The following is a 24,202-nucleotide window of genomic DNA, read 5'->3' on the forward strand; positions in this document are numbered from 1 at the left end:
GCACCGACTTGAGCAGCGCGTTGTCCTGGAAGCAGCGGACCGTGCTGATCCGGCCGGCGAACTCGGTGCGGCCGCCGAGTTGGCGGAACTGCAGGTCGCAACTGCGCACGCCGGCGCCGATGTCGTCGACCAGGTCGGCGGTGGGCCGAAAGCCTGCGTTCAAGGGCTCAGCCGCGGCGGCCGCACCGAGTTCGCCGGCCGGATCAGCACGGTCCGCTGCTTCCAGGACAACGCGCTGCTCAAGTCGGTGCTGTCGCAGCCCGGCGACGGCGGGGTGCTGGTGATCGACGGAGCCGGCTCGCTGCATACCGCGCTGGTCGGTGATGTGATCGCCGAGCTGGCCCGCAGCAACGGGTGGGCCGGGCTGATCGTGCATGGCGCCGTGCGCGACGCCGCGACACTGCGCACGCTCGACATCGGCATCAAGGCGCTGGGCACCAATCCCCGCAAGAGCACCAAGACCGGTGCCGGCGAGCGAGACGTCGTCGTAGAACTCGGCGGCATCGCTTTCGTGCCCGGCGAGACCGCTTACAGCGACGACGACGGCATCGTCGTCGTCTAACGCCGATGGACGACGGCCTGCGGGCGCGCTGGGAACGGCTCCGGGACCGGGTCGACGACGCCTGCCGCGCCGCCGGCCGAGATCCCGGCGAGGTCACCGTGCTGCCGGTGAGCAAGACCTTCGGACCGGAGGCGATCCGCGAAGCCGTCGGTTTGGGGCTGCACCGGTTCGGCGAGAACAAGGTCCAGGAGATCCGGGACAAGCACGAGCCGCTGGCCGACTGCGGGATCGACTGGGTGATGATCGGGCACCTGCAGACCAACAAGGCCGGGATGGTGGCGCGGCTGGCCGCCGAGGTGCAGTCGCTGGACCGGCCCAAGCTGGCCGCGGCCCTGGACCGGCAGCTGCGCGCCGAGAACCGGGTCATCGACATGCTGGTGCAGGTCAAGACCTCAGACGAGCCGAGCAAGTACGGCCTGGAGCCCAAGCAGCTGCCGGCGTTCCTCGACGAGCTGGCCGGCTACCCCACGTTGCGGGTGCGGGGATTGATGACGTTGGCCATCAACACCTCCGACGCCGACGTCGTCCGCGGCTGTTTTCGCCGGTTGCGGCAGCTGCGCGACGACGCCGCGGCCCGCGGCCACGACCTGCCGCGGCTGTCGATGGGAATGAGCGGGGACTTCCCGCTGGCGATCGCCGAGGGCGCCACCGAGGTGCGGATCGGCACCGCGATCTTCGGCGCCCGGCCCTACCCCGACTCCTACTACTGGCCGGAACGCAGCTAGCCGTCGTCGGGGTAGCCGTACTGGCGCGCGAGTTCGCCGTAGTCGATGGTGTCGTAGCTGCGCATGAGGCTTTCGAAAACTTCGTCGAAGCCGGGTTCGCCGGGTTGGGGTTCGTCGAGATCGGGCCAGTCCGGTGGTGGTTGCGGATCGGGTACATCATCGTCGGGTTCGCGGCAGCGGATCGTCTGGTGGTAGTCGATGACCGATTCGATGAAGTGAAACGGGTTGGCGCGGGGCTGGCCGTGGTCGAGTTTGGGCGGTGGGATCCATTCGACCCGGCCGGCCTCGCCGAGCCGGGTGGTCCAGCCCTGCTCGCTGGCCATCCGGTTGTCCGGCGCGCAGGCCAGGGCCAGGGAGTCCACATCTGTCTGCCCGTTGCGGGCCCAATCGCCATCGAGGTGATGGGCTTGGCTCAAATACCCGGAGACCGTACAGCCCGGCCGCGTGCAGCCGCGGTCGCGGGCGTGCAGCACGATGCGCTGATCCGCTGAAGCAAGTCGCTTGGTGCGGCCCAGCCACAATGCCCGACCCTGGCCGTCGAAGATCGTCAGATAGTTGTAGGCGTGCGAAGCCATCCGCAGCAGATCACCCATCGGCAACAAGCTGCCGCCGGCGGTGTGGGCCTTGCCGGCGCCGGCCTGCAGCTGGTCCAGAGTGGCCGAGACGATCACCGTGACCGGTAGGCCGTTGAGCCGCCCGAGATCCCCGCAAGCCAGAGTGGCCCGCAAGGCGGCCAACAGCGCATCGTGCTGGCGTTGCTCGCGGGTGCGGTGATCCTGCTCAATCTGCTCCTGCGATGGCGTGCCAGACACGCAGGGCTTCTCATCGGCACTGTTGCACATCCCAGGTGCGCCGAGTTTGGCCAGCACCGGCTCCATGGTGGCTCGCAACTCCGGCGTGATCGTGCCACTGAGGCTGCTCATCCCGTCGGGGCGTTGCGGTCCCAGTCGCAGCCCGCGCCGGGCTTGGCGTTCCCGGTCGTCGGGCTCGTCGCCGTCTTGATCCAGCACAGCGATCAGATGAACAGCCAGGCGTTGAAAGGTCTCCGGGGCGAACAAGGTGGCCAGCTCCGCCAGATCACGCTCGGCGCGCTCGCGAACCGCAGCCGAAACCCCGGCGGGGATCTTGGCCATCGCCGTGCGGGCGATCGCCACCTGCTCCGGGCCGACCTGACCAGCAGCCTGGGCCGCCGCCAACGCTCGCAGTACCGGTTCCAGGGGTTCACCGGTCATCGCGGTGCGCGGGCCCAACTCAGCGGCTTCATCGATGCGCCGCCGGGTTTCTTTCGTGCTGATCCGTAACCGCTCCGACAGCGCCTTGGCCAGCGAGCACCCCGCCAACACCTCCGAATGCCCCTCGGCCACCAGCCGGGCCAGGATCTGGTGATCGATTACCGGCGCCTGCCACGCCAAGGCTTCGCGGCGGACCAGTACCTCCACCAATTCTTCGGAGCTCAACCCATCAAACGAGCACCGCGCCAAGCTGGCGTTAGCCGCCTCAGCCGCATCGAGACACTCCATGATGGTGTCCCGATCTGCCAGCGCATCCCTGCCCATACGTCGAACACTAGTGCGACGGTACGACAGAAAACGGCCCGATCAAGGCATCAGCATTTTAAGAAGACAATGAGGAATCGGAACTCGCCACACCGAGTGTCCGTGCCGTCGTTACCAGCGCATCGGTACCGGCCGGCAGAGCCGGCCGGTACCCGAGCGCAACTAGGCGTTCACGGCAGCGCGCTGCTTGGTGAAGCGCAGTACGTCGTCGTCGACCTTGCCGCGCCGGATCAGCTGCAGGTCCAGCAGGTAGTTCTGCTTGAGCCGCCAGGGCGCGCGCGACCCCGCATTGGGCAGGTAATCCAGGGCCCGAAGCACGTAGCCGGGGGTGAAGTCCATCAGCGGCCGGTTCTCGATATCGCCGGCGGGCTGGCCCGGAACCACCGTTTCGAAGCCGTTGGCGTCCATGTAGTTGAGCACCCGGCAGACGAATTCCGAGACCAGGTCGGCCTTGAGCGTCCAGGACGCGTTGGTGTAGCCGATGGTGAACGCCATGTTCGGCAGCCCGGTGAGCATCAGCCCCTTGTAGGCCATGGTGTCGGTCAGCGCCACGGACTCACCGTTGCGCCGCACGTCGGCCCCGCCGAACAGCTGCAGGTTCAGACCGGTCGCGGTGATGATGATGTCGGCCGGCAGTTCCTCGCCCGAGCTCAGTTTGATGCCGGTCTTGGTGAACCGCTCGATGGTGTCGGTGACGACGTCGGCCTTACCACTGCGGATCGTCTTGAACAGGTCACCGTTGGGCGCCAGGCACAGCCGCTGATCCCAGGGGTTGTAGCTCGGGCCGAAGTGCTTCTCGACGTCGTAGCCCTTCGGCAGCCGCCGCTGGGCCATCGTGAGCAGCGTCTTGCGCATGAACGCCGGGAAGCGCCGCGACAGCTGGTACTGGAAGGTGGAAAAACCGATCGCCTTCCAGCGGTTGGCGACGTGCGCGGCGTGTGCGGGCAGCAGCTTGTTCGCCCGCTCGGCGAACGGGTCGACCAGCGGCAGCGAACCGATGTAGGTCGGCGAGCGCTGCAGCATCGTGACGTGGCCGGCACCGGTGTTGACCAGACTCGGGATCAGCGTCACCGCGGTGGCGCCGGAACCGATCACCACCACCCGCTTGCCCGCGTAGTCCAGGTCCTCGGGCCAGTGCTGCGGGTGCACGATGGTGCCCTCGAAGTCCTCGGCGCCTTCGAACTTCGGCAAGTAGCCCTCGTCGTAGTTGTAGTAGCCGCTGCAGGCGAACAGGAACGAGCAGGTGAGCTGGCTCTCCTTGCCGTCGCTCTGCACGGTGACGGTCCAGCGGTTCTCGGCGTCGGACCAGTCGGCGGCCACCACGTGCTGCCGGTAGCGGATATGGGAGTCGATGCCGTTCTCGGCGGCCGCCTCCTTGATGTAGGCCTTGATCGAGGCGCCGTCGGCGATCGAGTGGGCCGAGCGCCACGGCTTGAACCGGAAGCCGAGGGTGAACATGTCGGAGTCCGAGCGGATGCCCGGGTACTTGAACAGATCCCAGGTGCCACCGAGGTCGTCGCGGCGCTCCAGGATCGCGTAGCTCTTGTTCGGGCAGCGGTTCTGCAGGTGCCAGGCCGCGCTGATGCCGGAGATGCCGGCGCCGACGATCACAACATCGAGGTGTTCAGTCATGCCGACAGGTTATCAACGGGGTGTCGAGTCGGTCAACACCCTGTTGAATTAGTCGACGTCGTGTAAAGTAGCGGCCATGGCCAGCCCCAATGCGACCCGTTATGGACGCCGCGCGACACGGCCGTCCGGCGACGACCGGGAGCTGGCGATCCTGTCCACCGCCGAACGACTGCTCGAGCAGCGGCCGCTGGCCGAGATCTCCGTCGACGACCTGGCCAAGGGCGCCGGGATCTCCCGGCCCACCTTCTACTTCTATTTCAAGTCCAAGGACGCGGTGCTGCTCTCCCTGTTGGAGCCGCTGATCGCGGCCGCCGACTCGGAGTTCGTCGGGGCGGTGCAGCGGCTGCCGACCGACCCGCGCCGAATCTGGCGCAGCGGTATCAAGGCGTTCTTCATCGCATTCAGCTCGCATCGGGCGATCGCCCGGGCCGGCACCGAGGCGCTGGCCACCAGCCCGGAATTCAAGGCGATGTGGAACGGCTTCATGGGCAGATGGATCGACCAGACCGCGACGATGATCACCGCCGAGCGAGAGCGGGGCGCCGCGCCGCACACCATCCCCGCGCTGGACCTGGCTACCTCGCTGAATCAGATGAACGAGCGCACCATGATGGCCGCCTTGGTCGCCGAGGAACCGTCGATCGCCCATGACCGGGTGGTCGACACGCTGACTCACATCTGGGTCAGCAGCATCTACGGCGAAGCGCTGTAAGTCGGGGTCAGAACTCGCCGACGCCGAAACCGGCCAGCAGCACCGCGAAACCGCCGATCTCCCCGACGATGAGCAACACCATGCCGACCTTCAACAGCGGGCCGGCCTTCTCGAACTGGTTGGTGGTGTCGCGCAACGCGCCGTGCAGCATGTAGCTGCCGATCGCGGTGACGAAGAAGTACACCATCACCATCGCCGCGGTCATGTTCACCCAGGTCGGCCAGCCGCTGAGCTCGACGAACACCGCGACCAGCAGCGTGGCGAAGGAGTACAGCAGCGCCGCCCGGTGGGCGATGTCGACGTAGATGTGGGCCTGATGGTTCTCCGAGGTGGCGATCTGCTGGTACTTCCATGCTCCCAGCAGCAGGGCCAGCAGGAAGATCAGCCCGGCCGCCAGCAGAGTCACCTTGGTGTCGATCCCCAGAATCACCATGTCCACGTCGGGGAGCCTATCGGGCGCTGGGTTTCCTCCGCTCGCAGTCCCCCAGCGGGGGCACCCCCAGCGAAAGCCCCCAAATCGGGCCGTCGATGGGCGCTTTCACGTCTGGTCGCGGGAGAAAGGCACTAACGTCGGCGGGATGCGCTTCGCGTTCAAGACCTCCCCGCAGAACACCACCTGGGCCGACATGCTGGCCGTCTGGCAGGCCGCCGACGACATCGACGTCTACGAGTCCGGCTGGACCTTCGACCACTTCTACCCGATCTTCACCGACTCGACCGGGCCGTGCCTGGAGGGCTGGACGACGCTGACGGCGCTGGCCCAGGCCACCACCCGGCTGCGGCTGGGCACCTTGGTCACCGGCATCCACTACCGTCATCCCGCCGTGTTGGCCAATATGGCCGCCGCGCTCGACATCATCTCCGGGGGCCGGCTGGAGTTGGGTATCGGCGCGGGGTGGAACGAGGAGGAGTCCGGCGCCTACGGGATCGAGCTGGGCAGCATCCGCGAGCGCTTCGATCGCTTCGAGGAGGCGTGTGAAGTCCTGGTCAGCCTGTTGAGCACCGAGACCACCACCTTCTCCGGCACCTACTACCAACTGGACAACGCGCGCAACGAGCCCAAGGGCCCGCAACGCCCGCACCCCCCGATCTGCATCGGCGGCAGCGGGGAGAAGCGCACCCTGAAGATCACCGCGCGGTATGCCCAGCATTGGAACTTCGTCGGGGGCACGCCGGCCGAGTTCGCCCGCAAGCGCGATGTGTTGGCCGGTCACTGCGCCGACATCGGCCGCGACCCGGGCGAGATCACCCTGTCTGCGCATCTGCGCCTGGACCCCGACCATGACTACCGCAAGGTGGTCGAGGACGCCGCGGCACTCGGCGCCGAGGGACTGGACCTGGCGATCGTCTATCTACCGGTGCCCTATGACCCGGCGGTGCTCGAACCGTTGGCCGAAGCGATCCGCGATTCCGGGCTGCTGAAGCCGGGCGACCCCGGCGCATGAGGGATCCCGCCCGGATAACGCGTAGCAAACTTTTCAGGCGCAGGGCCCGGTGAAGCCCGGAAGAACCTACGTCGCGTAGCGCAGCAGTTCGTCGGCCGTGATCAGGCGCTCGTGCTTGGCCGGAAACTCACGGCTGCGGCGCGGATACCGCAGCAGTGACCAGGCCATTCGGCCCATCCGGTATCGATATATCGGGTTGACGTACACGGTGAAAGACCCCCGCCCCGGTTCGGACCAGATTGGAATAACGCGGACCAGGTCAACACATTGTTAACGCGGCGCACATTGCTGACCATTAGACACCGCTGTGGTGGCAAACAACACCCGACGCGCCGGAATGTGATACAGAAGTTACTTAAGTGACGGTTGCGGTTCCAGGAGGAAGCTGCCTCAGTGGATCGGCGCCGCGGTCGACGCGATCGGGACGGGCAACGCCGTGGCGCCCATCAGATACCGGTCGGCGGCCGCCGCGGCGGCACGGCCCTCGGCGATCGCCCAGACGATCAGCGACTGCCCGCGCCCCATGTCCCCTGCGACGTAGACACCCGGCACCGCGGTGGCGAACTCCGCGTCGCGCTCCACGGTGCCGCGCGCGGTGAATTCCACCCCCAAGTCACTAAGCAGCGCCGACCGTTCCGGGCCGACGAAACCCATCGCCAGCAGCACCAGATCAGCTTCCAGCTCGAAGTCGGTGCCGTCCACCTTCTCGAAACCGCCGGCCCCGCGGCGGACCTCGTGGGCCCGCAGCCCGGTGACGTGACCGTCGCGACCGAGGAATTCCTCGGTGTTGACCGAGAACACCCGGTCGCCACCCTCCTCGTGCGCCGCCGACGCCCGCATGATCAGCGGCCACATCGGCCACGGCGTGGACGGGTCACGGGTTTCCGGCGGACGCGGCATGATCTCGAACTGGTGCACGCAGGTGCCGCCCTGGCGGTGCACGGTGCCCAGGCAGTCGGCGCCGGTGTCGCCACCGCCGATGATGATCACCTTCTTGCCGTGCGCGGTGATCGGCGGCTCGGACAGGTCCCCGGCCTGCACCCGGTTGGCCCACGGCAGGTACTCCATCGCCTGGTGAATGCCGTCGAGCTCCCGGCCGGGGATCGCCAGGTCGCGCCATGCGGTGGCCCCGCCGGCCAGCACCACGGCGTCGAAGTCGCGGCGCAACTGAGCGGCTGTCACATCCACGCCGACGTTCACGCCCGTGCGGAACACCGTTCCCTCGCCGGCCATCTGTTCCAGCCGCCGGTCGACGATGCGCTTCTCCATCTTGAATTCCGGTATGCCATACCGCAGCAGCCCACCGATGCGGTCGTCGCGCTCGAACACCGTCACCGTGTGTCCGGCCCTGGTGAGCTGCTGTGCGGCGGCCAGCCCGGCCGGCCCGGAGCCCACCACCGCGACGGCCTTGCCGGTTCGGACTGACGGTGGGATCGGTTGTGCCCAACCTTCTTTGAATCCGCGTTCGACGATCTCGTATTCGATCTGCTTGATCGTCACCGGTGGTTGGTTGATACCCAGCACGCAGGCCGGCTCGCACGGGGCCGGACAGAGCCGCCCGGTGAAGTCCGGAAAGTTGTTGGTGGCGTGCAGCCGGTCGAACGCATCACGCCAGCGTCCGGTGCGAACCAGGTCGTTCCATTCCGGGATCAGATTGCCCAGCGGACAGCCGGTGTGGCAGAACGGGATACCGCAGTCCATGCACCGCCCGGCCTGCTCGCGCAGGGTGTCCTCGGCGAAGTCCTGATACACCTCGTTCCAGTCGCCGACTCGCTCGGCGACGGGGCGGCGCGACGGCAGCACACGCAGCGGGAGTTTGAGGAAGCCTTTCGGGTCAGCCATGAGCCGCCGCCATGATCGCCTCGTTCGGGTCAGCGCCGCTCGCCTTCGCCTCGGCCACCGCGGCGAGCACCCGCCGGTAGTCGCGCGGCATCACCTTGACGAAGTGGTGACGATGGGTTTGCCAGTCGGCCAGGATGGCGTGCGCGGGTGCGGAGTCGGTGGCCTCGGCGTGGGCGGCCAGGATGCCGCGCAGCCAGCTGATGTCGTCGCCGTCGAAATCATCGAAGGAATCCAGCTCCACCATCTCGGTATTGAGCCGGCCCGGAAGTTCGGCGTTCGGGTCGTACACGTAAGCGATTCCTCCGGACATCCCGGCGGCGAAGTTGCGCCCGGTGCGGCCCAGCACCACCACTTTGCCGCCGGTCATGTATTCGCAGCCGTGGTCGCCGACGCCCTCCACCACGGCATGCGCCCCGGAGTTGCGCACCGCGAACCGTTCGCCGACCACCCCGCGCAGGAACACCTCACCGCTGGTGGCGCCGAACAGGATCACGTTGCCGCCGATGATGTTGTCCTCGGCGACGTAACCGCCGGGTGCATCGGTCGGTGGCCGGATCGTGATCCGGCCACCCGACAGGCCCTTGGCGACATAGTCGTTGGCGTCACCGAACACCCGCAGGGTGATCCCGGGCGGCAGGAAAGCCCCGAAGCTGTTGCCGGCCGACCCGGTGAAGGTGATGTCGATGGTGCCAGCCGGCAGGCCCTGAGCGCCATAAGCTTTGGTCACCTGGTGGCCGAGCATGGTCCCGACGGTCCGGTTGACGTTGGAGATCGCGGAGGTGAACCGGACCGGGGTGCCCGAGTCGAGCGCCTCGCGGCTCATCACGATCAACTGCTGATCCAGCGCCTTGTCCAGCCCGTGGTCCTGCCCGGAGCTGCAGTACAGGTCCTGGTTCATGAAGGCGGACTCCGGCTCGTGCAGCACCGGATCGAGATCCAGCTTGTGGGCCTTCCAGTGCGCCCGGGCCAACGTGGTGTCCAGCGCGCCCACCTGACCGACCGCTTCGTTGAGGGTGCGGAAGCCCAGCGCCGCAAGGTATTCGCGCACCTCCTCGGCGATGAACCAGAAGAAGTTCTCGACGAACTCGGGTTGGCCGTTGAACCGGCTGCGCAACTCCGGGTTCTGGGTGGCGACCCCGACCGGGCAGGTGTCCAGGTGGCAGACCCGCATCATGATGCAACCCGACACCACCAGCGGTGCGGTGGCGAAGCCGAATTCCTCGGCGCCGAGCAGAGCGGCGATCACCACGTCGCGGCCGGTCTTGAGCTGACCGTCCACCTGCACCACGATCCGGTCCCGAAGGCCGTTGAGCAGCAACGTCTGCTGGGTCTCGGCCAGCCCCAGCTCCCAGGGCGCCCCGGCGTGCTTGAGCGAGGTCAGCGGCGCCGCTCCGGTGCCGCCGTCGTGCCCGGAGATCAGCACCACGTCGGCGTGCGCCTTGGACACCCCGGCGGCCACCGTCCCGACACCGTTCTCCGCGACCAGCTTGACGTGGATGCGGGCGTCCGGGTTGGCGTTCTTCAGGTCGTGGATCAGCTGTTTGAGGTCCTCGATGGAGTAGATGTCGTGGTGCGGCGGGGGCGAGATCAGCCCGACGCCGGGGGTGGCGTGCCGAACCTCGGCGATCCAGGGATACACCTTGTTGCCCGGGAGTTGGCCGCCCTCACCGGGTTTGGCGCCCTGGGCGATCTTGATCTGTAAGTCCGTGCAGTTGACCAGGTAGTCGCTGGTGACCCCGAATCGGGCCGAGGCGACCTGTTTGATCGCGCTGCGCCGCCAGTCTCCGTTCGGCTCGCGCAGGTATCGGTCGGCGTGCTCACCGCCCTCGCCGCAGTTGGACCGGCCGCCGATCCGGTTCATCGCGATCGCCAGGGTCTCGTGCGCCTCAGCGGAGATCGAGCCGTAACTCATCGCGCCGGTCGCGAACCGCTTGACGATCTCGGTGGCCGGTTCCACCTCCTCGATCGGAACCGGCTGCCGTACCCCGGTTTTGAGCTTCAGCAGACCGCGCAGGGTGGCCAGTCGCTCACTTTGATCATCGACCAGCGCGGTGTACTCCTTGAAGACGGCGTACTGCCCGGTGCGGGTGGAGTGCTGCAGTTTGAACACCGTCTCGGGGTTGAACAGGTGGTACTCCCCCTCGCGGCGCCACTGATACTCGCCGCCCACCGGCAGCTGCCGGTGGGCCCGCTCCTCGGGCCGGTCGAGGTAGGCCAGCCGGTGGCGGGCGGCGACGTCGGCGGCGATGTCATCGAGGCTGATGCCGCCGATCGGGCAGTACAGGCCGGCGAAGTATTCGTCGAGCACATCCTGGGAGATGCCCACCGGCTGGAACAGCTGCGCGCCGGTGTAGGAGGCGCGGGTGGAAATACCCATCTTGGACATCACCTTCAGCACGCCCTTGGCGGCGGCCTTGGCGTAGTTGTAAACCGCCTTCTCGTGGTCGAGCCCTTCGATCAGACCCTGATCCAGCATGTCCTCGACGGACTCGAAGGCCAGGTAGGGGTTGACGGCGGCGGCGCCGAAACCCAGCAGCGCCGCCAGGTGGTGCACCTCGCGCGCGTCGCCGGATTCCACCACCAGGCCCACTTTGGTGCGGGTGCGTTCGGCGACCAGATGGTGATGCACCGCCGAGGTGGCCAGCAGCGACGGGATGGGTGCCATCGTCTCGTCGGATTCCCGGTCGGAGATCACGATGAAACAGGCGCCGTCGTCGATCGCCGCCGACGCCCGGGCGCAGACCTGCCGCAACGCCTCGCGCAACCCGGCGCCGCCCTCGGCGACCGGATACAGGCAGTGGATTACGGCCGTGGACAGGCCGTGCCGGCCCCGGGAGCCGATGCGCCCATCGGGGTCCAGGCTGACCAGCTTCGCCAGGTCGGCGTTGCTCAGGATCGGCTGGGGCAACACGACCTGCCGCCACGTGGGTTCTCCGGTCTCGAGCAGGTCGCCCTCGGGCCCGACGGCGCCCTGCAGGCTGGTGATCACCTCTTCGCGGATGGCGTCCAGCGGCGGATTGGTGACCTGGGCGAACATCTGCTGGAAGTAGTCGAACAGCATGCGCGGCCGCGCCGACAGCACTGCCACCGGGGTGTCGGTGCCCATCGACCCGATCGGCTCGGCGCCGGTGCGGGCCATCGGCGCGAGCAACAGGTTCAGTTCTTCGTAGGTATAGCCGAACACCTGTTGGCGCAACAGGATCCGATGGCGTTCCATTCGCGGTGCGTCACCGGGCGGCAGCTCATCGATTCCAATCAGGGCCTCGTCGATCCACTGCTGGTAGGGGCGCTCGGCGGCCAGCGTCGACTTGATCTCGGCGTCGGAGATGATCCGGCCGGCGGCGGTGTCCACCAAAAACATCCGGCCGGGCTGCAGCCGTTGCCGACGCACCACGGTGGCCGGATCCAGGTCGAGCACGCCCGCTTCCGAGGCCATCACCACCAGTCCGTCGTCGGTGACCCAGATCCGCGACGGCCGCAGACCATTGCGGTCCAGCACCGCGCCCACCAGGGTGCCGTCGGTGAAAGTCATCGAGGCCGGGCCGTCCCAGGGCTCCATCAGCGAATCGTGGTACTCATAAAAGGCGCGAGTAGGCCCGTCCATATTCTCGTGCCGCTCCCAGGCTTCCGGGATCATCATCAGCACCGCGTGCGGCAGACTGCGGCCGCCCAGATGCAGCAGTTCGAGCACCTCGTCGAATCGGGCCGTGTCGGAGGCACCCGGGGTGCAGATCGGAAACAGCTTGTCGGCCGCGCTCCCGTCACCGAAGACGTCGGTGCGGATCAGCGCCTCGCGGGCCCGCATCCAGTTCTCGTTGCCGGTGACGGTGTTGATCTCCCCGTTGTGCGCGATGCGCCGAAACGGATGCGCCAGCGGCCAGGACGGAAAGGTGTTGGTGGAGAACCGGGAATGCACGATGCCCAGCGCACTGTGCAGGCGCTCGTCGGCAAGATCGGGATAGAAGGCCTTGAGCTGCGGGGTGGTCAGCATGCCCTTGTAGACCATCGTCCGGCCGGAAAGACTTGGGAAATAGACGGTTTCCCGGCCCGGGCCGTCCTGGCCGGGGCCCTTGCTGCCCAGCTCGTGTTCGGCGCGCTTACGGACCACATAGGCGCGCCGCTCCAGGGCCATCCCGGACGCCCCGCCGATGAAAAGTTGCCGGAAGGTCGGCATCGCGTCGCGGGCCAGGGCGCCCAGCGAGGAGTCGTCGATCGGCACCTCGCGCCACCCGAGCACCTGCAGTCCTTCGGATTCGACGATCTTCTCCACCGCGGCGCAGGCGTTCGCCGCGTCTTTGGCCGACTGCGGCAAGAATGCGATACCGGTGGCATAGGCGCCTTCGTCGGGCAGTTCGAAATCGGTGACCGCACGCAGGAATTGGTCCGGCACCTGGATGAGGATGCCGGCGCCGTCGCCGCTGTGCGGTTCGGCTCCGGCGGCGCCGCGGTGTTCGAGGTTGAGCAGCGCGGTGATCGACTTCTCGACGATACTGCGGCTACGCCGGCCGTGGATGTCGACGACCATGGCGACCCCGCACGCGTCGTGTTCGAACGCGGGGTTGTAGAGCCCGACCCGGCTGGGTGCCATCACTACCTGACCCTTCGCACTTCGGCCTCAATTCGTCTGGCATAGACGATCGATCGAGGGTTGGTCCGTGCGACGTTGAACGGGCGGTTCGCCTGAAATTTGCACAGGCAACGTCACGATATACCCGGATCTGGGCGGCGTGCTACCTGCTGAGCAAATGCTCATACTCACGTTTTGTGTTACCTGCACGCAATAACCAGATGATGTCCAGGAAATGTGGACTGCCTATCGTCTGGCTGTCTGCGCGCAAAGGAGACCACGATGGCCGACGATATATTCAAGCTCGTCGCCGAAGAGTCGGTCGAGTATGTCGACATTCGGTTCTGCGATCTGCCAGGTGTGATGCAACATTTCTCGATCCCGGCATCGGCGCTGGACGAGAGCATCTTCACCGATGGATTGGCGTTCGACGGTTCCTCGATCCGCGGCTTCCAGTCCATCCACGAGTCGGACATGCTGCTGCTGCCCGACCCGGACACCGCATGGATCGATCCGTTCCGGGCGGCCAAAACTCTCAATCTGAACTTCTTTGTGCACGACCCGTTCACCCGCGAGCCCTATTCGCGCGATCCGCGCAACATCGCCCGCAAAGCCGAGAGCTACCTCGCCAGCACCGGCATCGCCGACACCGCCTACTTCGGCGCCGAAGCCGAGTTCTACATCTTCGACTCGGTGAACTTCGACTCGCAGATCAACGGTTCGTCCTACCAGGTGGATTCGGTCGCCGGCTGGTGGAACACCGGTAGGCCCACCGAGTCGGACGGCAGCCCCAACCTCGGGTACAAGGTCCGGCCCAAGGGCGGCTACTTCCCGGTGGCGCCCAATGACCAGTACGTCGACCTGCGCGACGCCATGACCACCAACCTGACCAACGCCGGCTTCATGGTCGAGCGCGGCCACCATGAGGTCGGCACCGGCGGCCAGACCGAGATCAACTACCGGTTCAACACGCTGCTGCACGCCGCCGACGACCTGATGCGGTTCAAGTACATCATCAAGAACACCGCCTGGGCGCACGGCAAAACCGTCACCTTCATGCCCAAACCACTCTTCGGCGACAACGGCTCAGGCATGCACGTCCACCAGTCGGTCTGGCAGGACGGCGAACCCCTGTTCTACGACGAAGCCGGTTACGCCGGGCTGTCGGACGCCGCCCGGTACTACATCGGCGGCATCCTGCACCACGCGCCGTCGCTGCTGGCGTTCACCAACCCCACCATCAACTCCTACAAGCGCTTGGTGCCGCACTACGAGGCGCCGATCAACCTGGTCTACAGCCAGCGCAACCGTTCGGCCTGCGTGCGCATCCCGATCACCGGCACCAACCCGAAGGCCAAGCGGCTGGAGTTCCGTTGCCCGGACTCCTCGGGCAACCCCTACCTGGCGTTCGCCGCCATGCTGATGGCCGGCATCGACGGCGTGAAGAACAAGATCGAGCCGGCCGCCCCGGTCGACAAGGACCTCTACGAACTGCCGCCCGACGAGGCCGCCGACATCCCGCAGGCGCCCACCCAGTTGTCCCAGGTGATCGACCACCTCGAAGCCGACCACGAATACCTCACCGAAGGCGGCGTTTTCACCCCGGACCTGATCGAAACCTGGATCAACTACAAGCGCGAGCACGAGATCGCCCCGATCAACCTGCGCCCGCACCCCTACGAGTTCGCGCTGTACTACGACTGCTGAGCACAGCTGACCCGAGGCTGACCCGGTATCGGCGCCTCCGCGACTAAGCTGCAGGACTATTGGGCCAGTTGGCCGTGCCGTAGCCGTATGCCTCAAGGAGCCTATGAACCCCGACGACGACTTCCGGCGCAGTCGGCCCGCACCGCACCAGTACCAGCAGCAGCAGCAGCACCAACCTTGGGCACCGCCACCACAGCAGCACCCGCCTTACCCGCACCCGCCTCCGGGTCCCCCGCCCCGGCCGCGCCCGGCCCGCGGTTGGCGGCGCCTGGTGCTGTCCGCGACGCTGGGGCTGGTCAATCTGGGTCCATCACCGGCCGAGCGGGAGGAGGCCGCCTACGAGGCGGCCATCCGGTCCATGCCGAACGGCAGTTACAAGGTCGGCGTCCTGGGCAAGGGCGGCGTGGGCAAGACGACGGTGGCGGCCAGCGTCGGTTCGGTGTTCGCCGCGCTGCGCCGGGCCGACCACGTGGTGGCCGTCGATGCCGACACCGCCTTCGGCCGGCTCGGTAGCCGCATCGACCCGCGCGCCACCAGCTCCTACTGGGACCTGGCCGCCGATCAGAGCATGCAGTCGTTCGCCGACATCAGCAGCCGGGTGGGCGCCAACGCCGCGGGACTGTACGTGCTGATCGGCGAGCCGGCCGCGGGTGGGCGCCGGACCCTCGACGCGGCGCTGTACCGGGAGGCGGCGCTGCGCCTGGACCGGCACTTCACCATCTCGATCATCGACTGCGGTTCGACGATGGACTCGCCGGTCACCCAGGAGGCGCTGCGCGACCTGGACGCGCTGATCGTGGTGTCCTCGCCGTGGGCCGACGGGGCCGGCGCGGCCGCCAAGACCATGGAGTGGCTGGCCGACCGCGGCCAGGGCGGTCTGCTGCAGCGCAGCGTGGTGGTACTCAACGACTCCGACGGCCACGCCGACAAACGAACCCGCTCGGCGCTGACCGCGCAGTTCGTCCAACACGGTCAGGCGGTGGTCGAGGTGCCCTTCGACCCGCACCTGCGGCCCGGCGGGGTGATCGACCTGACCAGCGAGATGGCGCCGGCCACCCGCCGTCGCTTCCTGCAGATCGCGGCGATCGTCGCGCGGCACTTCTCCTCGCGGCCTGGCGGCCGGGACACCAAGAGCGGCCCGACTCAGAGCATGTAGCGCACCACGCTCTCGGCGACGCACGCCGGCTTCGTACCGCCCTCGATGGACACCGTGGTCGACAAGGTCACCTGGTGGGCGCCACCGCCGGCGTCGGTCACCTCGACGACCGAGGTCTGGGCCCGGACCTTGGAACCGACCGGCACCGGCGCCGGGAAGCGCACCTTGTTCAGTCCGTAGTTGATCGCCAGCTTGACCCCCTCCAGGCGGTACATCTGGTGCATCAGCTGCGGCAGCATGGCCAACGTCATATACCCGTGCGCGATCGTGGTCCCGAACGGCCCGCCGGCGGCCCGCTCGGGGTCGACGTGAATCCACTGGTGGTCACCGGTCGCGTCGGCGAACAGGTTGACGGCGTCCTGGGTGATGGTCACCCAGTCGCTCTGGCCGATCGGCTCGCCCTGGCATGCCGCGAGTTCCTCGATCGATCGGAAGGTACGCACCTGCTGTCACTCCTTACTTAATCCGTTGCCACCGTGCCGTTTTGGCGCAGTCGGTCGATCTCGTCGATGCTCATTCCCAGCTCGGCCAGCACCTGCCCAGTATCGGCACCCAGCTCCGGCGCCGCCACCGCGGGCGGGTGGGCGCCGTCGAGGGACGCCGGCAGCCCGGCCGCCAGGTAGTCCCCGACCCGGGGCTGATGCAGCGCCGTGAACATCGCGTTGTCGCGCAGCCGCTCGTCGGCGGCCACCTCGGCGAAGCTGCGGTAGCGGTCCCACAGCAGCGAGGTGCCACCCAGGGCCGCTTCGATCTGTGCGCCGGTCCGCTCGGCGAACCAGCCGTTGAACAGCCCGGTCAGCACCTCGCGGTGCCGAAAGCGCTGGCCCTCATCGGTGAAGTCGATGTCGCGCGCCTGGGCCAGTGCGGCAATGACCTTCGTGGTTCCGGTCAGCTCGGTCAGGTCCCGGAAGTGCCGGTCGGTCAGCGTGACGACCATGAAGGACGCCCCGTCGCTGCCGGTGAAGGTCTGGCCGTACTGGCCGTAGAGCGCGTTGCCGATGCGCTCCCGTCGGGTGCCGTTGACCATCGCCTCGGTGAGAAAACCCAGCGCACTGGCGGTACCCAACGCGACGTCCTCCAAGGCCAACCGGATCCGGCAGGCCTCGCCGGTGCGGTCCCGGCGGTGCAGCGCGGCGACCACCGCCAGCGCGCCGTGCAGCCCGCAGGCGATATCCCACGCCGGCAGCACGTGGTTGATCGGTGCGCCATAGGCCGCCGGGCCGGTCACCAGCGGAAAGCCGGTCGCCGCGTTCACGGTGTAGTCGACGGCCGTCGAGCCGTCGGCGCGTCCGAGCACCTCGAGGTGGATCAGGTCAGGGCGTTCGGACACCAGAGTGTCGAACGAAAGCCATTGCCGGCCCGCCATATTCGTCAGCACCACACCGCTTTCGGCGATCAGGCGCCGCACCAGGTGCTGCCCTTCCGGCGCGCGCAGGTCGGCGACCACCGAACGCTTGCCCTTGTTGAGCCCGGTCCAGTAAATGGATGTGCCGTCTTCGGCGACCGGCCAGCGGCGGTAGTCGGCCGCCCCGCCGACCGGGTCGACCCGCACCACGTCGGCGCCCAGCTGTGCCAGCGTCATTCCGGCCAGCGGCACGGCGACGAAACTGGCGATCTCGATGACGCGCACCCCGGCCAGCGGTCGCGGCGCAGTCGGCTGCATGACCTGCTCCTTGCGTCGATGATTACGTCGACTATAGGCCTACCCGGATAGCGGCTCGGCGGGGAGCGAGTCCGCGCCGATTCCCAATCGTTGCCGAACCGCGATATGAAAAGCCGTGGCGGCGAACAGGACACGGCCCGGCACCGTGTTTGACTTCCCGCAGTAGGACAAAACCAGGCATCATTCCGCAGTTTGCGGAGCGACCATTGGGATGGGAAACAAGCTATGAAGAGCGTAGAGAAGTTGCGTCACGCGGCCAGTCGGCTACCGCGCCGGCTGGGGGTCGCGGCGGTGGGGGCCGCGTTGCTGGCCGGTCTCGTCGGAGTTACCGGCGGTTCGGGCGACGCGTCCGCGTTCTCCCGCCCGGGGCTTCCGGTGGAGTACCTGCAGGTGCCCTCGGCGTCGATGGGCCGTGACATCAAAGTGCAGTTCCAGCCGGGCGGCGCGCACGCGGTCTACCTGCTGGACGGGCTGCGCGCCCAGGACGACTTCAACGGCTGGGACATCAACACCCCGGCGTTCGAGGAGTACTACGGCTCGGGCCTGTCGGTGATCATGCCGGTGGGCGGACAGTCCAGCTTCTACTCCGACTGGTACCAGCCGTCGCAGGGCAACGGGCAGAACTACACCTACAAGTGGGAGACCTTCCTGACCCGGGAGATGCCCGCCTGGATGCAGGCCAACAAGAGCGTCTCGCCCAACGGCAACGCCGTGGTGGGATTGTCGATGGCGGGCGGTTCGGCGCTGATCCTGGCGGCCTACTACCCACAGCAGTTCCCCTACGCCGCAGCGCTTTCGGGCTTCCTCAACCCCTCCGAGGGCTGGTGGCCGACGCTGATCGGGCTGGCCATGAACGACGCCGGCGGTTACAACGCCAACAGCATGTGGGGCCCGTCGTCCGACCCGGCCTGGAAGCGTAACGACGCGATGCTGCAGATTCCGCGCCTGGTGGCCAACCGCACCCGCGTCTGGGTGTACTGCGGCAACGGGACACCGAGCGATCTGGGCGGCAACAACATGCCGGCCAAGTTCCTGGAGAGCCTGACGCTGCGCACCAACCAGACCTTCCAGCAGAACTACATGGCTGCCGGCGGCAACAACGGCGTGTTCAACTTCCCGCCCAACGGGACGCACGACTGGCCGTACTGGAACGAGCAGCTGGTCGCGATGAAGCCCGACATCCAGCGAGTGCTGGGCGTGGGCGTCGACCCGACCTGATCGATCCCCCGAAACCGGCGTTTTGCAGAAGAAGCCCGAGAGCGGGTCTGCGAAACGTCGGTTTCGGTGTTTGCGCCGCCTTCACTGCCACATCCCCCGGCGATCGACGTAGCCGTAGGTGTAGCCGGTGGCCAGCACGCAGACGACCGTGGCGATACCCAGCATCCAGGTGCCACCGGCCACCAGACTGATGACACCGCCGACGACCGCCCCGGAGACATAGCCGGCGAAGAGCATGAAGTGCCCGAGCCAGTCGTGAACGGTTCCGCCGCTGAGGTGGCGTTCGATGCCCTGGCCCAGTTTCACTACCGTGCCGGTGACGTAGCTCAACGGCGTCGACACTTCGCCGTCGCGCACGAAGGTGGTGTTCAGCGCGCCGACTCCGAACGCGACCAGCAGGATCGGCAGCAGCGGCAGCGGCAGCGTCGGCCCGCCCTCCACGAGCCAGTCGACCAGCGTCGCCGTCAGCAGCGCGGTCGCGGTCAGCAGCAGCGCGCCGTGCGGATGCTGAGGCCAGACCCGGCGCCGGCACAGCGACGCGATCACCACACCCGCCAGAAAGGAGAACAACAGTGCGGCGGCCGAGATCGACAGCCACTCGTTACCGTCGAACACCCCGAGCACCGCACGTCCGGCGTTGCCGGTCATGAACGTGACGAAGTAGCCCTCGGAATGGGTGTATGCGGTGGCCGCCAGCACCCCGGCCAGGGCGGCAAGCACCCAGGACAGCTTGGTTTCGCTGTCGTAGTACCGACGTATCACGCGCGCCTGGAACTGATGGGGTTACCTAGCTCAGCCGACCGGGCCCGGCACCAGGGTCACCTCGGCGCTGTGCTCGCCGCCCATCGGGGTACGCCAGGTCAGCCTGACGGTGTCGCCCGGGTGTTGCTGGTCGAGCACGTCGGTGAGATCGGTGGCCGAGTTCACCGGCCGGCCGTTGACCGAGGTGATGACGTCGTCCTTGGCGATGCCGCTGGCGGCGGCCGGGGTGCCGTCGAGCACCTGCGCGACCCGCGCCCCGCCGTTGTTGTCGATCACGCCGACACCCATGAACGCCGTCTCACCGATGTGCACGGTGGCTGAGGAGACCCCGGACCGGATCTGGTTGGCGATGGCCATCGCCTGGTTGATCGGGATCGCGTAGCCTTCGCCGCCGGGCTGGGCGAACTTGTAGTTGTCGCTGGCCGCGGTGTTCATCCCGATCACCTGGCCGGCCGCGTTGACCATCGGACCGCCCGAGTCGCCGGGGCGGATTGCGGTGTCCGCCTTGATCATGTTGCTCAGCGTCTCGGTGCTGCCGGTCAGCTCGTCGGCGGCCGACACCGTCTGGTTGAGACCGATGACGTTGCCGGGCACCGCACTCGGCGTCCCGCCCTGGCCGCCGGCGTTGCCCATCGCGACCACCGGGTCACCCACGGCGACCCGCGACGAGTCGCCGATGTTGGCCGCCTGCAGGCCCGAGGCACCCCGCAGCTGCAGCACCGCCACGTCGTGGCTGCGGTCGAAGCCGAGCACGTCGACCTCGTAGGTCTGGCCGTTGCCGACCGACACCACCGTCAGCCCGGTGGCCCCGGCGATGACGTGGTTGTTGGTCAGCACAATGCCGTTCGGATCCAAGACGATGCCGGTTCCGGCACCGACCGCGCTCTGGTAACCCATCTGGGTGTCGATGTTGACCACCGCGGGACCGACCTGAGCGACCGCCGCCGACGGGTCGAGCGGGGGCTTGGGCAGCGACGGCGCCGCCTGAACCGGCGCCGTGGCCAGGCCAAGCCCGGCCACCATCGCTGTCACGCTGAGCAGCCACCACCGGCTAGGGCGATGCGATCCGCTCATTGGGTTACCTCCTGAGGGTCAGGTGCAGGCGCCCCGCCAAATCCCCGCGCGCCGCTCATGCCGGGTTAGCGAAACAAACACAGCAAGCTTAGCGGAACCACCGGTTCTGGCTCCAAGCGATGGCCGTAGGCTGGCGCGATGGGCGGTCTCGACCCGCAAGCCCGGTTTGCGCGGGGCCGGGTGGCGCGGCTGGCGACCGTGGCGCCCGACGGCTCCCCGCACCTGGTGCCGGTGGTGTTCACCCTGCTCGACGACGTGATCTACACCGCGGTGGATGCCAAGCCCAAGACCACCAAGCGGCTGCGCCGCCTGAGAAACATCGAGCGCAATGCGCGGGTCAGCGTCTTGGTGGATCAGTACGACGACGACTGGTCGCAGCTGTGGTGGGTGCGAGCCGACGGGACGGCGACGCTCCACCACGACGGCGCGGCGATGGCGACCGGCTACCAGGCCCTGCGGGCGAAGTATCCGCAGTACCAAACGGTTGCCTTGGCCGGGCCGGTGATCACGATCGCCGTCGAACACTGGGCATCCTGGCGAGCCTGACCGGGTACTGTGCCGGGCATGGCCAACCGGGATCACGGCGACCCGGGCGATGCGCCCTCGGTGCCACCGGCGTTGACGCCCCTGGCGAACGACGCCCGGCCGTCGGCGGCCGAAGAGGCCCGCACGATCACCGCCGCCACCAACGCCGCCACCCTGGCGACGCTGACCTCCGACGGCGACCCGTGGGCGTCGCTGGTCACCTATGCGCTGTTGGGTGGCGCGCCGGTGCTGTGCGTGTCGCAGCTGGCCGAACACGGCCGCAACCTGGTCCGCGATCCGCGGGCCAGCCTCGCCGTGGTGGAGCCCGGCGCGCACGCCGACCCGCTGGCGAGCGGCCGCGTCACGCTGGCCGGGGCGGTTTATCAGCCCGCCGGCGACGACTACGCCGCGGCGCGCGACGCCTACCTGGCGCAGGTGCCGGCCGGCAAGTACTACATCGACTACAGCGACTTCTCGCTGTGGGTGCTGCAGGTGCAGCGGGTGCGCTGGGTGGGCGGATATGGCCGGATGGATTCGGCGACCGGCACGGACTACCTTGCCGCGCAACCGGATCCGGTCGCCCCGCAGGCCGCCGGCGCCATCGCTCACCTCAACGCCGACCACGCCCGGGCATTGGTGGCGATGGCACAGGCGCTGGGCGGATACCCTGACACCACCGAGGCGACCTGCACCGGCGCGGACCGCTACGGCCTGGACCTCCAGGTCGTCACCGAACGCGGGGTGGCCTACACCCGGGTCGGCTACCGGCGCCCGATCGATTCGATCGATGAGCTGCGCGCCGCCGCCGTGGAATTGGTGCGATCAGCCCGCGAACAAAGCCGGTAGTCCCTACCCGCTCGCCGTTTTCCCCGTATTCCTTGTGCTGGGCGGTTCTTGGGGGAAGGCTGGCTATTCAGAGCATGCCGGACACCAGGAGCGGCACCGATGGCAGACAAGACGACCACGCCGGGACACGGGGCGGCGCCGCCCGCCGACAGCCCCGCCGCCATCCGTAACGTCGTGGTAGTCGGCCCATCCGGCGCCGGAAAGACCACCCTGATCGATGCGTTGCTGGTCGCGGCCGGGGTGCTGGCTCGGCCCGGGTCGGTGGCCGGCGGCAACACCGTCTGTGACTACGACGACGCCGAGATCCGCCAGCAGCGGTCGGTGGGACTGGCGCTGGCCTCCCTGCCGCATGCCGGCGTCAAGGTCAACCTGATCGACACCCCGGGGTACGCCGACTTCGTCGGTGAACTGCGGGCCGGATTGCGCGCCGCGGACTGCGCCCTGTTCGTCATCGCCGCGAACGAGACGATCGACGAACCGGCCAAATCGTTGTGGCAGGAGTGCGATCAGGTCGGCATGCCCCGTGCGGTGGTCGTCACGAAACTGGACCACGCTCGGGCGAACTACCCGCAGGTGCTGGCCGCCGCCCAAACCGCGTTCGGCGACAAGGTATTACCGCTGTATCTTCCGGACGGCGACGCACTGATCGGGCTGCTGGGCCCGGATGCGGCGCACGCCGAGGCCGTCGAGGAGCAGCGTGGCGCCCTGATCGAGGGCATCATCGAAGAGTCCGAAGACGAGTCGCTGATGGAGCGTTACCTGGGCGGGGAACAGATCGACCGCGCAGCACTGATCGATGATCTGGAAAAGGCCGTCGCCCGAGGCTCCTTCTTCCCGGTGATCCCGGCATGCAGCACCACCGGGGTCGGCCTGACCGAACTGCTGGACGTCGCCACCAGCGGCTTCCCGTCGCCGCTGGAACACCCGCTGCCGGAGGTCTTCACCCCGCAGGGTGCACCCCATCATGGTCTGCGCTGCGATTGTGCCGAACCGCTGCTGGCGGAGGTGGTCAAGACGACGTCAGACCCCTATGTCGGCCGGATCAGTCTGGTCCGGGTCTTTGCCGGAAGTCTCCGCCCCGACGCGACCGTCCATGTGTCGGGGCATTTTTCAGCGATCTTCGGCCCACAGAGCACCCATGCCGACCACGACGAGGACGAACGCATCGGCACGCTGTCGTTCCCGCTCGGCAAACAGCAGCGGCCGGCGCCGGTCGTGGTGGCCGGCGACATCTGTGCCATCGGCCGGCTCAGCCGGGCCGAGACCGGCGATACGCTGTCGGACAAATCGGAGCCGCTGGTGCTCAAGCCGTGGACCATGCCCGACCCGCTGCTGCCGATCGCCGTGCAGCCCCACGCCAAAACCGATGACGACAAGCTGTCGGTCGGGTTGGCGCGGCTGGCTGCTGAAGACCCGACCCTGCGCATCGAACAGAATCCGGAGACGCACCAGACGGTGCTGTGGTGCATGGGCGAGGCGCATTCGGGCATCGTGCTCGACAGTTTGGCCAACCGCTACGCGGTCGCGGTGGACACCGTCGCCCTGCGGGTGGCGTTGCGGGAGACCTTCGCCACCAAGGCCAAAGGACACGGCCGGCATGTCAAGCAGTCCGGCGGGCACGGCCAGTACGCGGTCTGCGATATCGAGGTCGAACCGCTGGCGCAAGGTTCCGGTTTCGAGTTCGTCAGCCGCGTGGTCGGCGGCTCGGTGCCGCGCCAATTCGTCCCCAGCGTGGAGAAGGGTGTTCGTGCGCAGATGGAGCGCGGTCTCACCGGCGAGGCCGGCGAGGAGGGCTACCCGGTAGTCGACATCCGGGTCACCCTGCTCGACGGCAAGGCGCACAGCGTCGACTCGTCGGATTTCGCGTTCCAGATGGCGGGTGCGGCGGCGCTGCGCGACGCGGCGACAGCCGGCCGGGTGCGGTTGCTCGAGCCGATCGACGACGTCACGGTGCTGGTGCCCGACGACCTGGTCGGTGCGGTGATGGGCGATCTGTCGGCCCGCCGCGCCCGGGTGGTGGGCACCGATAAAGTCGGTGCGGACCGCACACTGGTGAAAGCCGAAGTGCCCCAGACCGAGCTGATCCGGTACGCGGTCGACCTGCGTTCGCTGACGCACGGCGCCGGCTCGTTCACCCGGGTGTTCGCCCGCTACGAGCCGCTGTCGGAGTCGGCGGCCGCGCACGCTTACAGCAACGCCTGATCCGCGCT

The 24,202-nt window shown here is 67.8% G+C and carries 19 protein-coding genes; 10 read left to right on the forward strand and 9 right to left on the reverse strand.

All coding sequences use genetic code 11. The annotated features are described in order from the left end of the window. Positions 1-88: 88 nt before the first annotated feature. Entirely contained in the window at positions 89-562 is a 474-nt protein-coding gene (rraA, locus tag A5648_RS12085) for a ribonuclease E activity regulator RraA (protein ID WP_065024845.1), read from the forward strand. A 5-nt stretch (positions 563-567) separates the two neighbouring features. Continuing rightward, positions 568-1,287 carry a YggS family pyridoxal phosphate-dependent enzyme gene (locus tag A5648_RS12090; RefSeq protein WP_065024775.1) on the forward strand — a complete coding sequence of 240 codons (720 nt, stop codon included), beginning with the start codon at positions 568-570 and terminating at the stop codon, positions 1,285-1,287. Here the strand turns inward: A5648_RS12090 and A5648_RS12095 are convergent. Both A5648_RS12095 and A5648_RS12100 read right to left on the reverse strand, forming a co-directional pair. Next, the gene (locus A5648_RS12095) at positions 1,284-2,843 is read right to left on the reverse strand and encodes an HNH endonuclease signature motif containing protein (RefSeq protein ID WP_065024776.1); all 1,560 of its coding nucleotides are present in this window, start codon (positions 2,841-2,843) and stop codon (positions 1,284-1,286) included. The genes A5648_RS12090 and A5648_RS12095 overlap by 4 nt on opposite strands. Positions 2,844-3,005: 162 nt before the next feature. Next, entirely contained in the window at positions 3,006-4,475 is a 1,470-nt protein-coding gene (locus tag A5648_RS12100) for a flavin-containing monooxygenase (RefSeq protein WP_065024777.1), read from the reverse strand. 76 nt (positions 4,476-4,551) lie between these two features. Between A5648_RS12100 and A5648_RS12105 the strand changes: the two genes are divergently transcribed. After that, positions 4,552-5,187, forward strand: a complete 636-nt coding sequence (locus A5648_RS12105) for a TetR/AcrR family transcriptional regulator (RefSeq protein ID WP_065024778.1) — start codon at positions 4,552-4,554, stop codon at positions 5,185-5,187. Between the two features lie 7 nt (positions 5,188-5,194). Here the strand turns inward: A5648_RS12105 and A5648_RS12110 are convergent, their stop codons facing one another. Beyond that, the gene (locus tag A5648_RS12110) at positions 5,195-5,620 is read right to left on the reverse strand and encodes a hypothetical protein (RefSeq protein ID WP_065024846.1); all 426 of its coding nucleotides are present in this window, start codon (positions 5,618-5,620) and stop codon (positions 5,195-5,197) included. Between the two features lie 145 nt (positions 5,621-5,765). Between A5648_RS12110 and A5648_RS12115 the strand changes: the two genes are divergently transcribed. Further along, entirely contained in the window at positions 5,766-6,632 is an 867-nt protein-coding gene (locus tag A5648_RS12115) for an LLM class F420-dependent oxidoreductase (RefSeq protein ID WP_065024779.1), read from the forward strand. Between the two features lie 390 nt (positions 6,633-7,022). On the opposite strand, the gene A5648_RS12120 is transcribed toward A5648_RS12115, so the two are convergent. Together A5648_RS12120 and gltB are read right to left on the reverse strand one after the other, a co-directional pair. Beyond that, complete coding sequence (locus tag A5648_RS12120; protein WP_065024780.1) at positions 7,023-8,474, reverse strand: glutamate synthase subunit beta; 1,452 nt, start codon at positions 8,472-8,474, stop codon at positions 7,023-7,025. Continuing rightward, the gene (gltB, locus tag A5648_RS12125; RefSeq protein WP_065024781.1) at positions 8,467-13,062 is read right to left on the reverse strand and encodes a glutamate synthase large subunit; all 4,596 of its coding nucleotides are present in this window, start codon (positions 13,060-13,062) and stop codon (positions 8,467-8,469) included. Before gltB ends, A5648_RS12120 begins: the two co-directional genes overlap by 8 nt. Positions 13,063-13,323: 261 nt before the next feature. Here gltB and glnA point away from each other — a divergent pair, with 261 nt between their 5' ends. Further along, the gene (gene glnA, locus A5648_RS12130) at positions 13,324-14,748 is read left to right on the forward strand and encodes a type I glutamate--ammonia ligase (protein WP_065024782.1); all 1,425 of its coding nucleotides are present in this window, start codon (positions 13,324-13,326) and stop codon (positions 14,746-14,748) included. A gap of 103 nt (positions 14,749-14,851) precedes the next feature. Next, the gene (locus A5648_RS12135; RefSeq protein ID WP_082966452.1) at positions 14,852-15,904 is read left to right on the forward strand and encodes a MinD/ParA family ATP-binding protein; all 1,053 of its coding nucleotides are present in this window, start codon (positions 14,852-14,854) and stop codon (positions 15,902-15,904) included. Here the strand turns inward: A5648_RS12135 and A5648_RS12140 are convergent. Together A5648_RS12140 and A5648_RS12145 are read right to left on the reverse strand one after the other, a co-directional pair. Then, positions 15,892-16,347, reverse strand: a complete 456-nt coding sequence (locus A5648_RS12140; protein ID WP_064853767.1) for a MaoC family dehydratase — start codon at positions 16,345-16,347, stop codon at positions 15,892-15,894. The two genes, A5648_RS12135 and A5648_RS12140, sit on opposite strands and share 13 nt — an antisense overlap. Before the next feature lie 17 nt (positions 16,348-16,364). Then, positions 16,365-17,567 carry a CoA transferase gene (locus A5648_RS12145; protein ID WP_065024784.1) on the reverse strand — a complete coding sequence of 401 codons (1,203 nt, stop codon included), beginning with the start codon at positions 17,565-17,567 and terminating at the stop codon, positions 16,365-16,367. Between the two features lie 225 nt (positions 17,568-17,792). On the opposite strand from A5648_RS12145, the gene ag85C reads away from it, so the two are divergent. After that, positions 17,793-18,785, forward strand: a complete 993-nt coding sequence (ag85C, locus tag A5648_RS12150; RefSeq protein ID WP_065024785.1) for a diacylglycerol acyltransferase/mycolyltransferase Ag85C — start codon at positions 17,793-17,795, stop codon at positions 18,783-18,785. Positions 18,786-18,866: 81 nt separating this feature from the next. Here the strand turns inward: ag85C and A5648_RS12155 are convergent, their stop codons facing one another. Further along, positions 18,867-19,547, reverse strand: coding sequence for a YoaK family protein (locus tag A5648_RS12155; RefSeq protein ID WP_065024786.1), 681 nt, complete (start codon positions 19,545-19,547; stop codon positions 18,867-18,869). 30 nt (positions 19,548-19,577) lie between these two features. Next, positions 19,578-20,621 (reverse strand): S1C family serine protease, encoded by a 1,044-nt coding sequence (locus A5648_RS12160; RefSeq protein WP_065024787.1) that lies wholly within the window; start codon positions 20,619-20,621, stop codon positions 19,578-19,580. Positions 20,622-20,759: 138 nt separating this feature from the next. Between A5648_RS12160 and A5648_RS12165 the strand changes: the two genes are divergently transcribed. The 3 genes from A5648_RS12165 to A5648_RS12175 all read left to right on the forward strand — a co-directional run bounded on the left by A5648_RS12165 (position 20,760) and on the right by A5648_RS12175 (position 24,194). Then, complete coding sequence (locus A5648_RS12165; protein ID WP_065024788.1) at positions 20,760-21,167, forward strand: TIGR03668 family PPOX class F420-dependent oxidoreductase; 408 nt, start codon at positions 20,760-20,762, stop codon at positions 21,165-21,167. A gap of 18 nt (positions 21,168-21,185) precedes the next feature. Next, positions 21,186-21,992: a HugZ family protein gene (locus tag A5648_RS12170; RefSeq protein ID WP_065024847.1), complete on the forward strand. Its 807-nt coding sequence runs from the start codon at positions 21,186-21,188 to the stop codon at positions 21,990-21,992. Between the two features lie 99 nt (positions 21,993-22,091). Beyond that, positions 22,092-24,194 (forward strand): elongation factor G-like protein EF-G2, encoded by a 2,103-nt coding sequence (locus A5648_RS12175; RefSeq protein ID WP_065024789.1) that lies wholly within the window; start codon positions 22,092-22,094, stop codon positions 24,192-24,194. Positions 24,195-24,202 lie beyond the last annotated feature (8 nt).

Origin of the sequence: Mycolicibacter sinensis (assembly GCF_001673565.1) — a bacterium.
In the GTDB taxonomy this organism is placed as follows: Bacteria; Actinomycetota; Actinomycetes; order Mycobacteriales; family Mycobacteriaceae; genus Mycobacterium; species Mycobacterium sinense_C.

Bases quoted from the DNA above. Each gene is read 5' to 3' on its own strand.
- A5648_RS12165 (WP_065024788.1), top strand. From the start codon at position 20,760: ATGGGCGGTCTCGACCCGCAAGCCCGGTTTGCGCGGGGCCGGGTGGCG.
- A5648_RS12160 (WP_065024787.1), bottom strand. From the start codon at position 20,621: ATGAGCGGATCGCATCGCCCTAGCCGGTGGTGGCTGCTCAGCGTGACA.
- A5648_RS12110 (WP_065024846.1), bottom strand. From the start codon at position 5,620: ATGGTGATTCTGGGGATCGACACCAAGGTGACTCTGCTGGCGGCCGGG.
- A5648_RS12170 (WP_065024847.1), top strand. From the start codon at position 21,186: ATGGCCAACCGGGATCACGGCGACCCGGGCGATGCGCCCTCGGTGCCA.
- ag85C (WP_065024785.1), top strand. From the start codon at position 17,793: ATGAAGAGCGTAGAGAAGTTGCGTCACGCGGCCAGTCGGCTACCGCGC.
- A5648_RS12100 (WP_065024777.1), bottom strand. From the start codon at position 4,475: ATGACTGAACACCTCGATGTTGTGATCGTCGGCGCCGGCATCTCCGGC.
- A5648_RS12095 (WP_065024776.1), bottom strand. From the start codon at position 2,843: ATGGGCAGGGATGCGCTGGCAGATCGGGACACCATCATGGAGTGTCTC.
- A5648_RS12090 (WP_065024775.1), top strand. From the start codon at position 568: ATGGACGACGGCCTGCGGGCGCGCTGGGAACGGCTCCGGGACCGGGTC.
- A5648_RS12115 (WP_065024779.1), top strand. From the start codon at position 5,766: ATGCGCTTCGCGTTCAAGACCTCCCCGCAGAACACCACCTGGGCCGAC.
- gltB (WP_065024781.1), bottom strand. From the start codon at position 13,062: ATGGCACCCAGCCGGGTCGGGCTCTACAACCCCGCGTTCGAACACGAC.
- glnA (WP_065024782.1), top strand. From the start codon at position 13,324: ATGGCCGACGATATATTCAAGCTCGTCGCCGAAGAGTCGGTCGAGTAT.
- A5648_RS12175 (WP_065024789.1), top strand. From the start codon at position 22,092: ATGGCAGACAAGACGACCACGCCGGGACACGGGGCGGCGCCGCCCGCC.
- A5648_RS12105 (WP_065024778.1), top strand. From the start codon at position 4,552: ATGGCCAGCCCCAATGCGACCCGTTATGGACGCCGCGCGACACGGCCG.
- A5648_RS12135 (WP_082966452.1), top strand. From the start codon at position 14,852: ATGAACCCCGACGACGACTTCCGGCGCAGTCGGCCCGCACCGCACCAG.
- A5648_RS12120 (WP_065024780.1), bottom strand. From the start codon at position 8,474: ATGGCTGACCCGAAAGGCTTCCTCAAACTCCCGCTGCGTGTGCTGCCG.
- A5648_RS12145 (WP_065024784.1), bottom strand. From the start codon at position 17,567: ATGCAGCCGACTGCGCCGCGACCGCTGGCCGGGGTGCGCGTCATCGAG.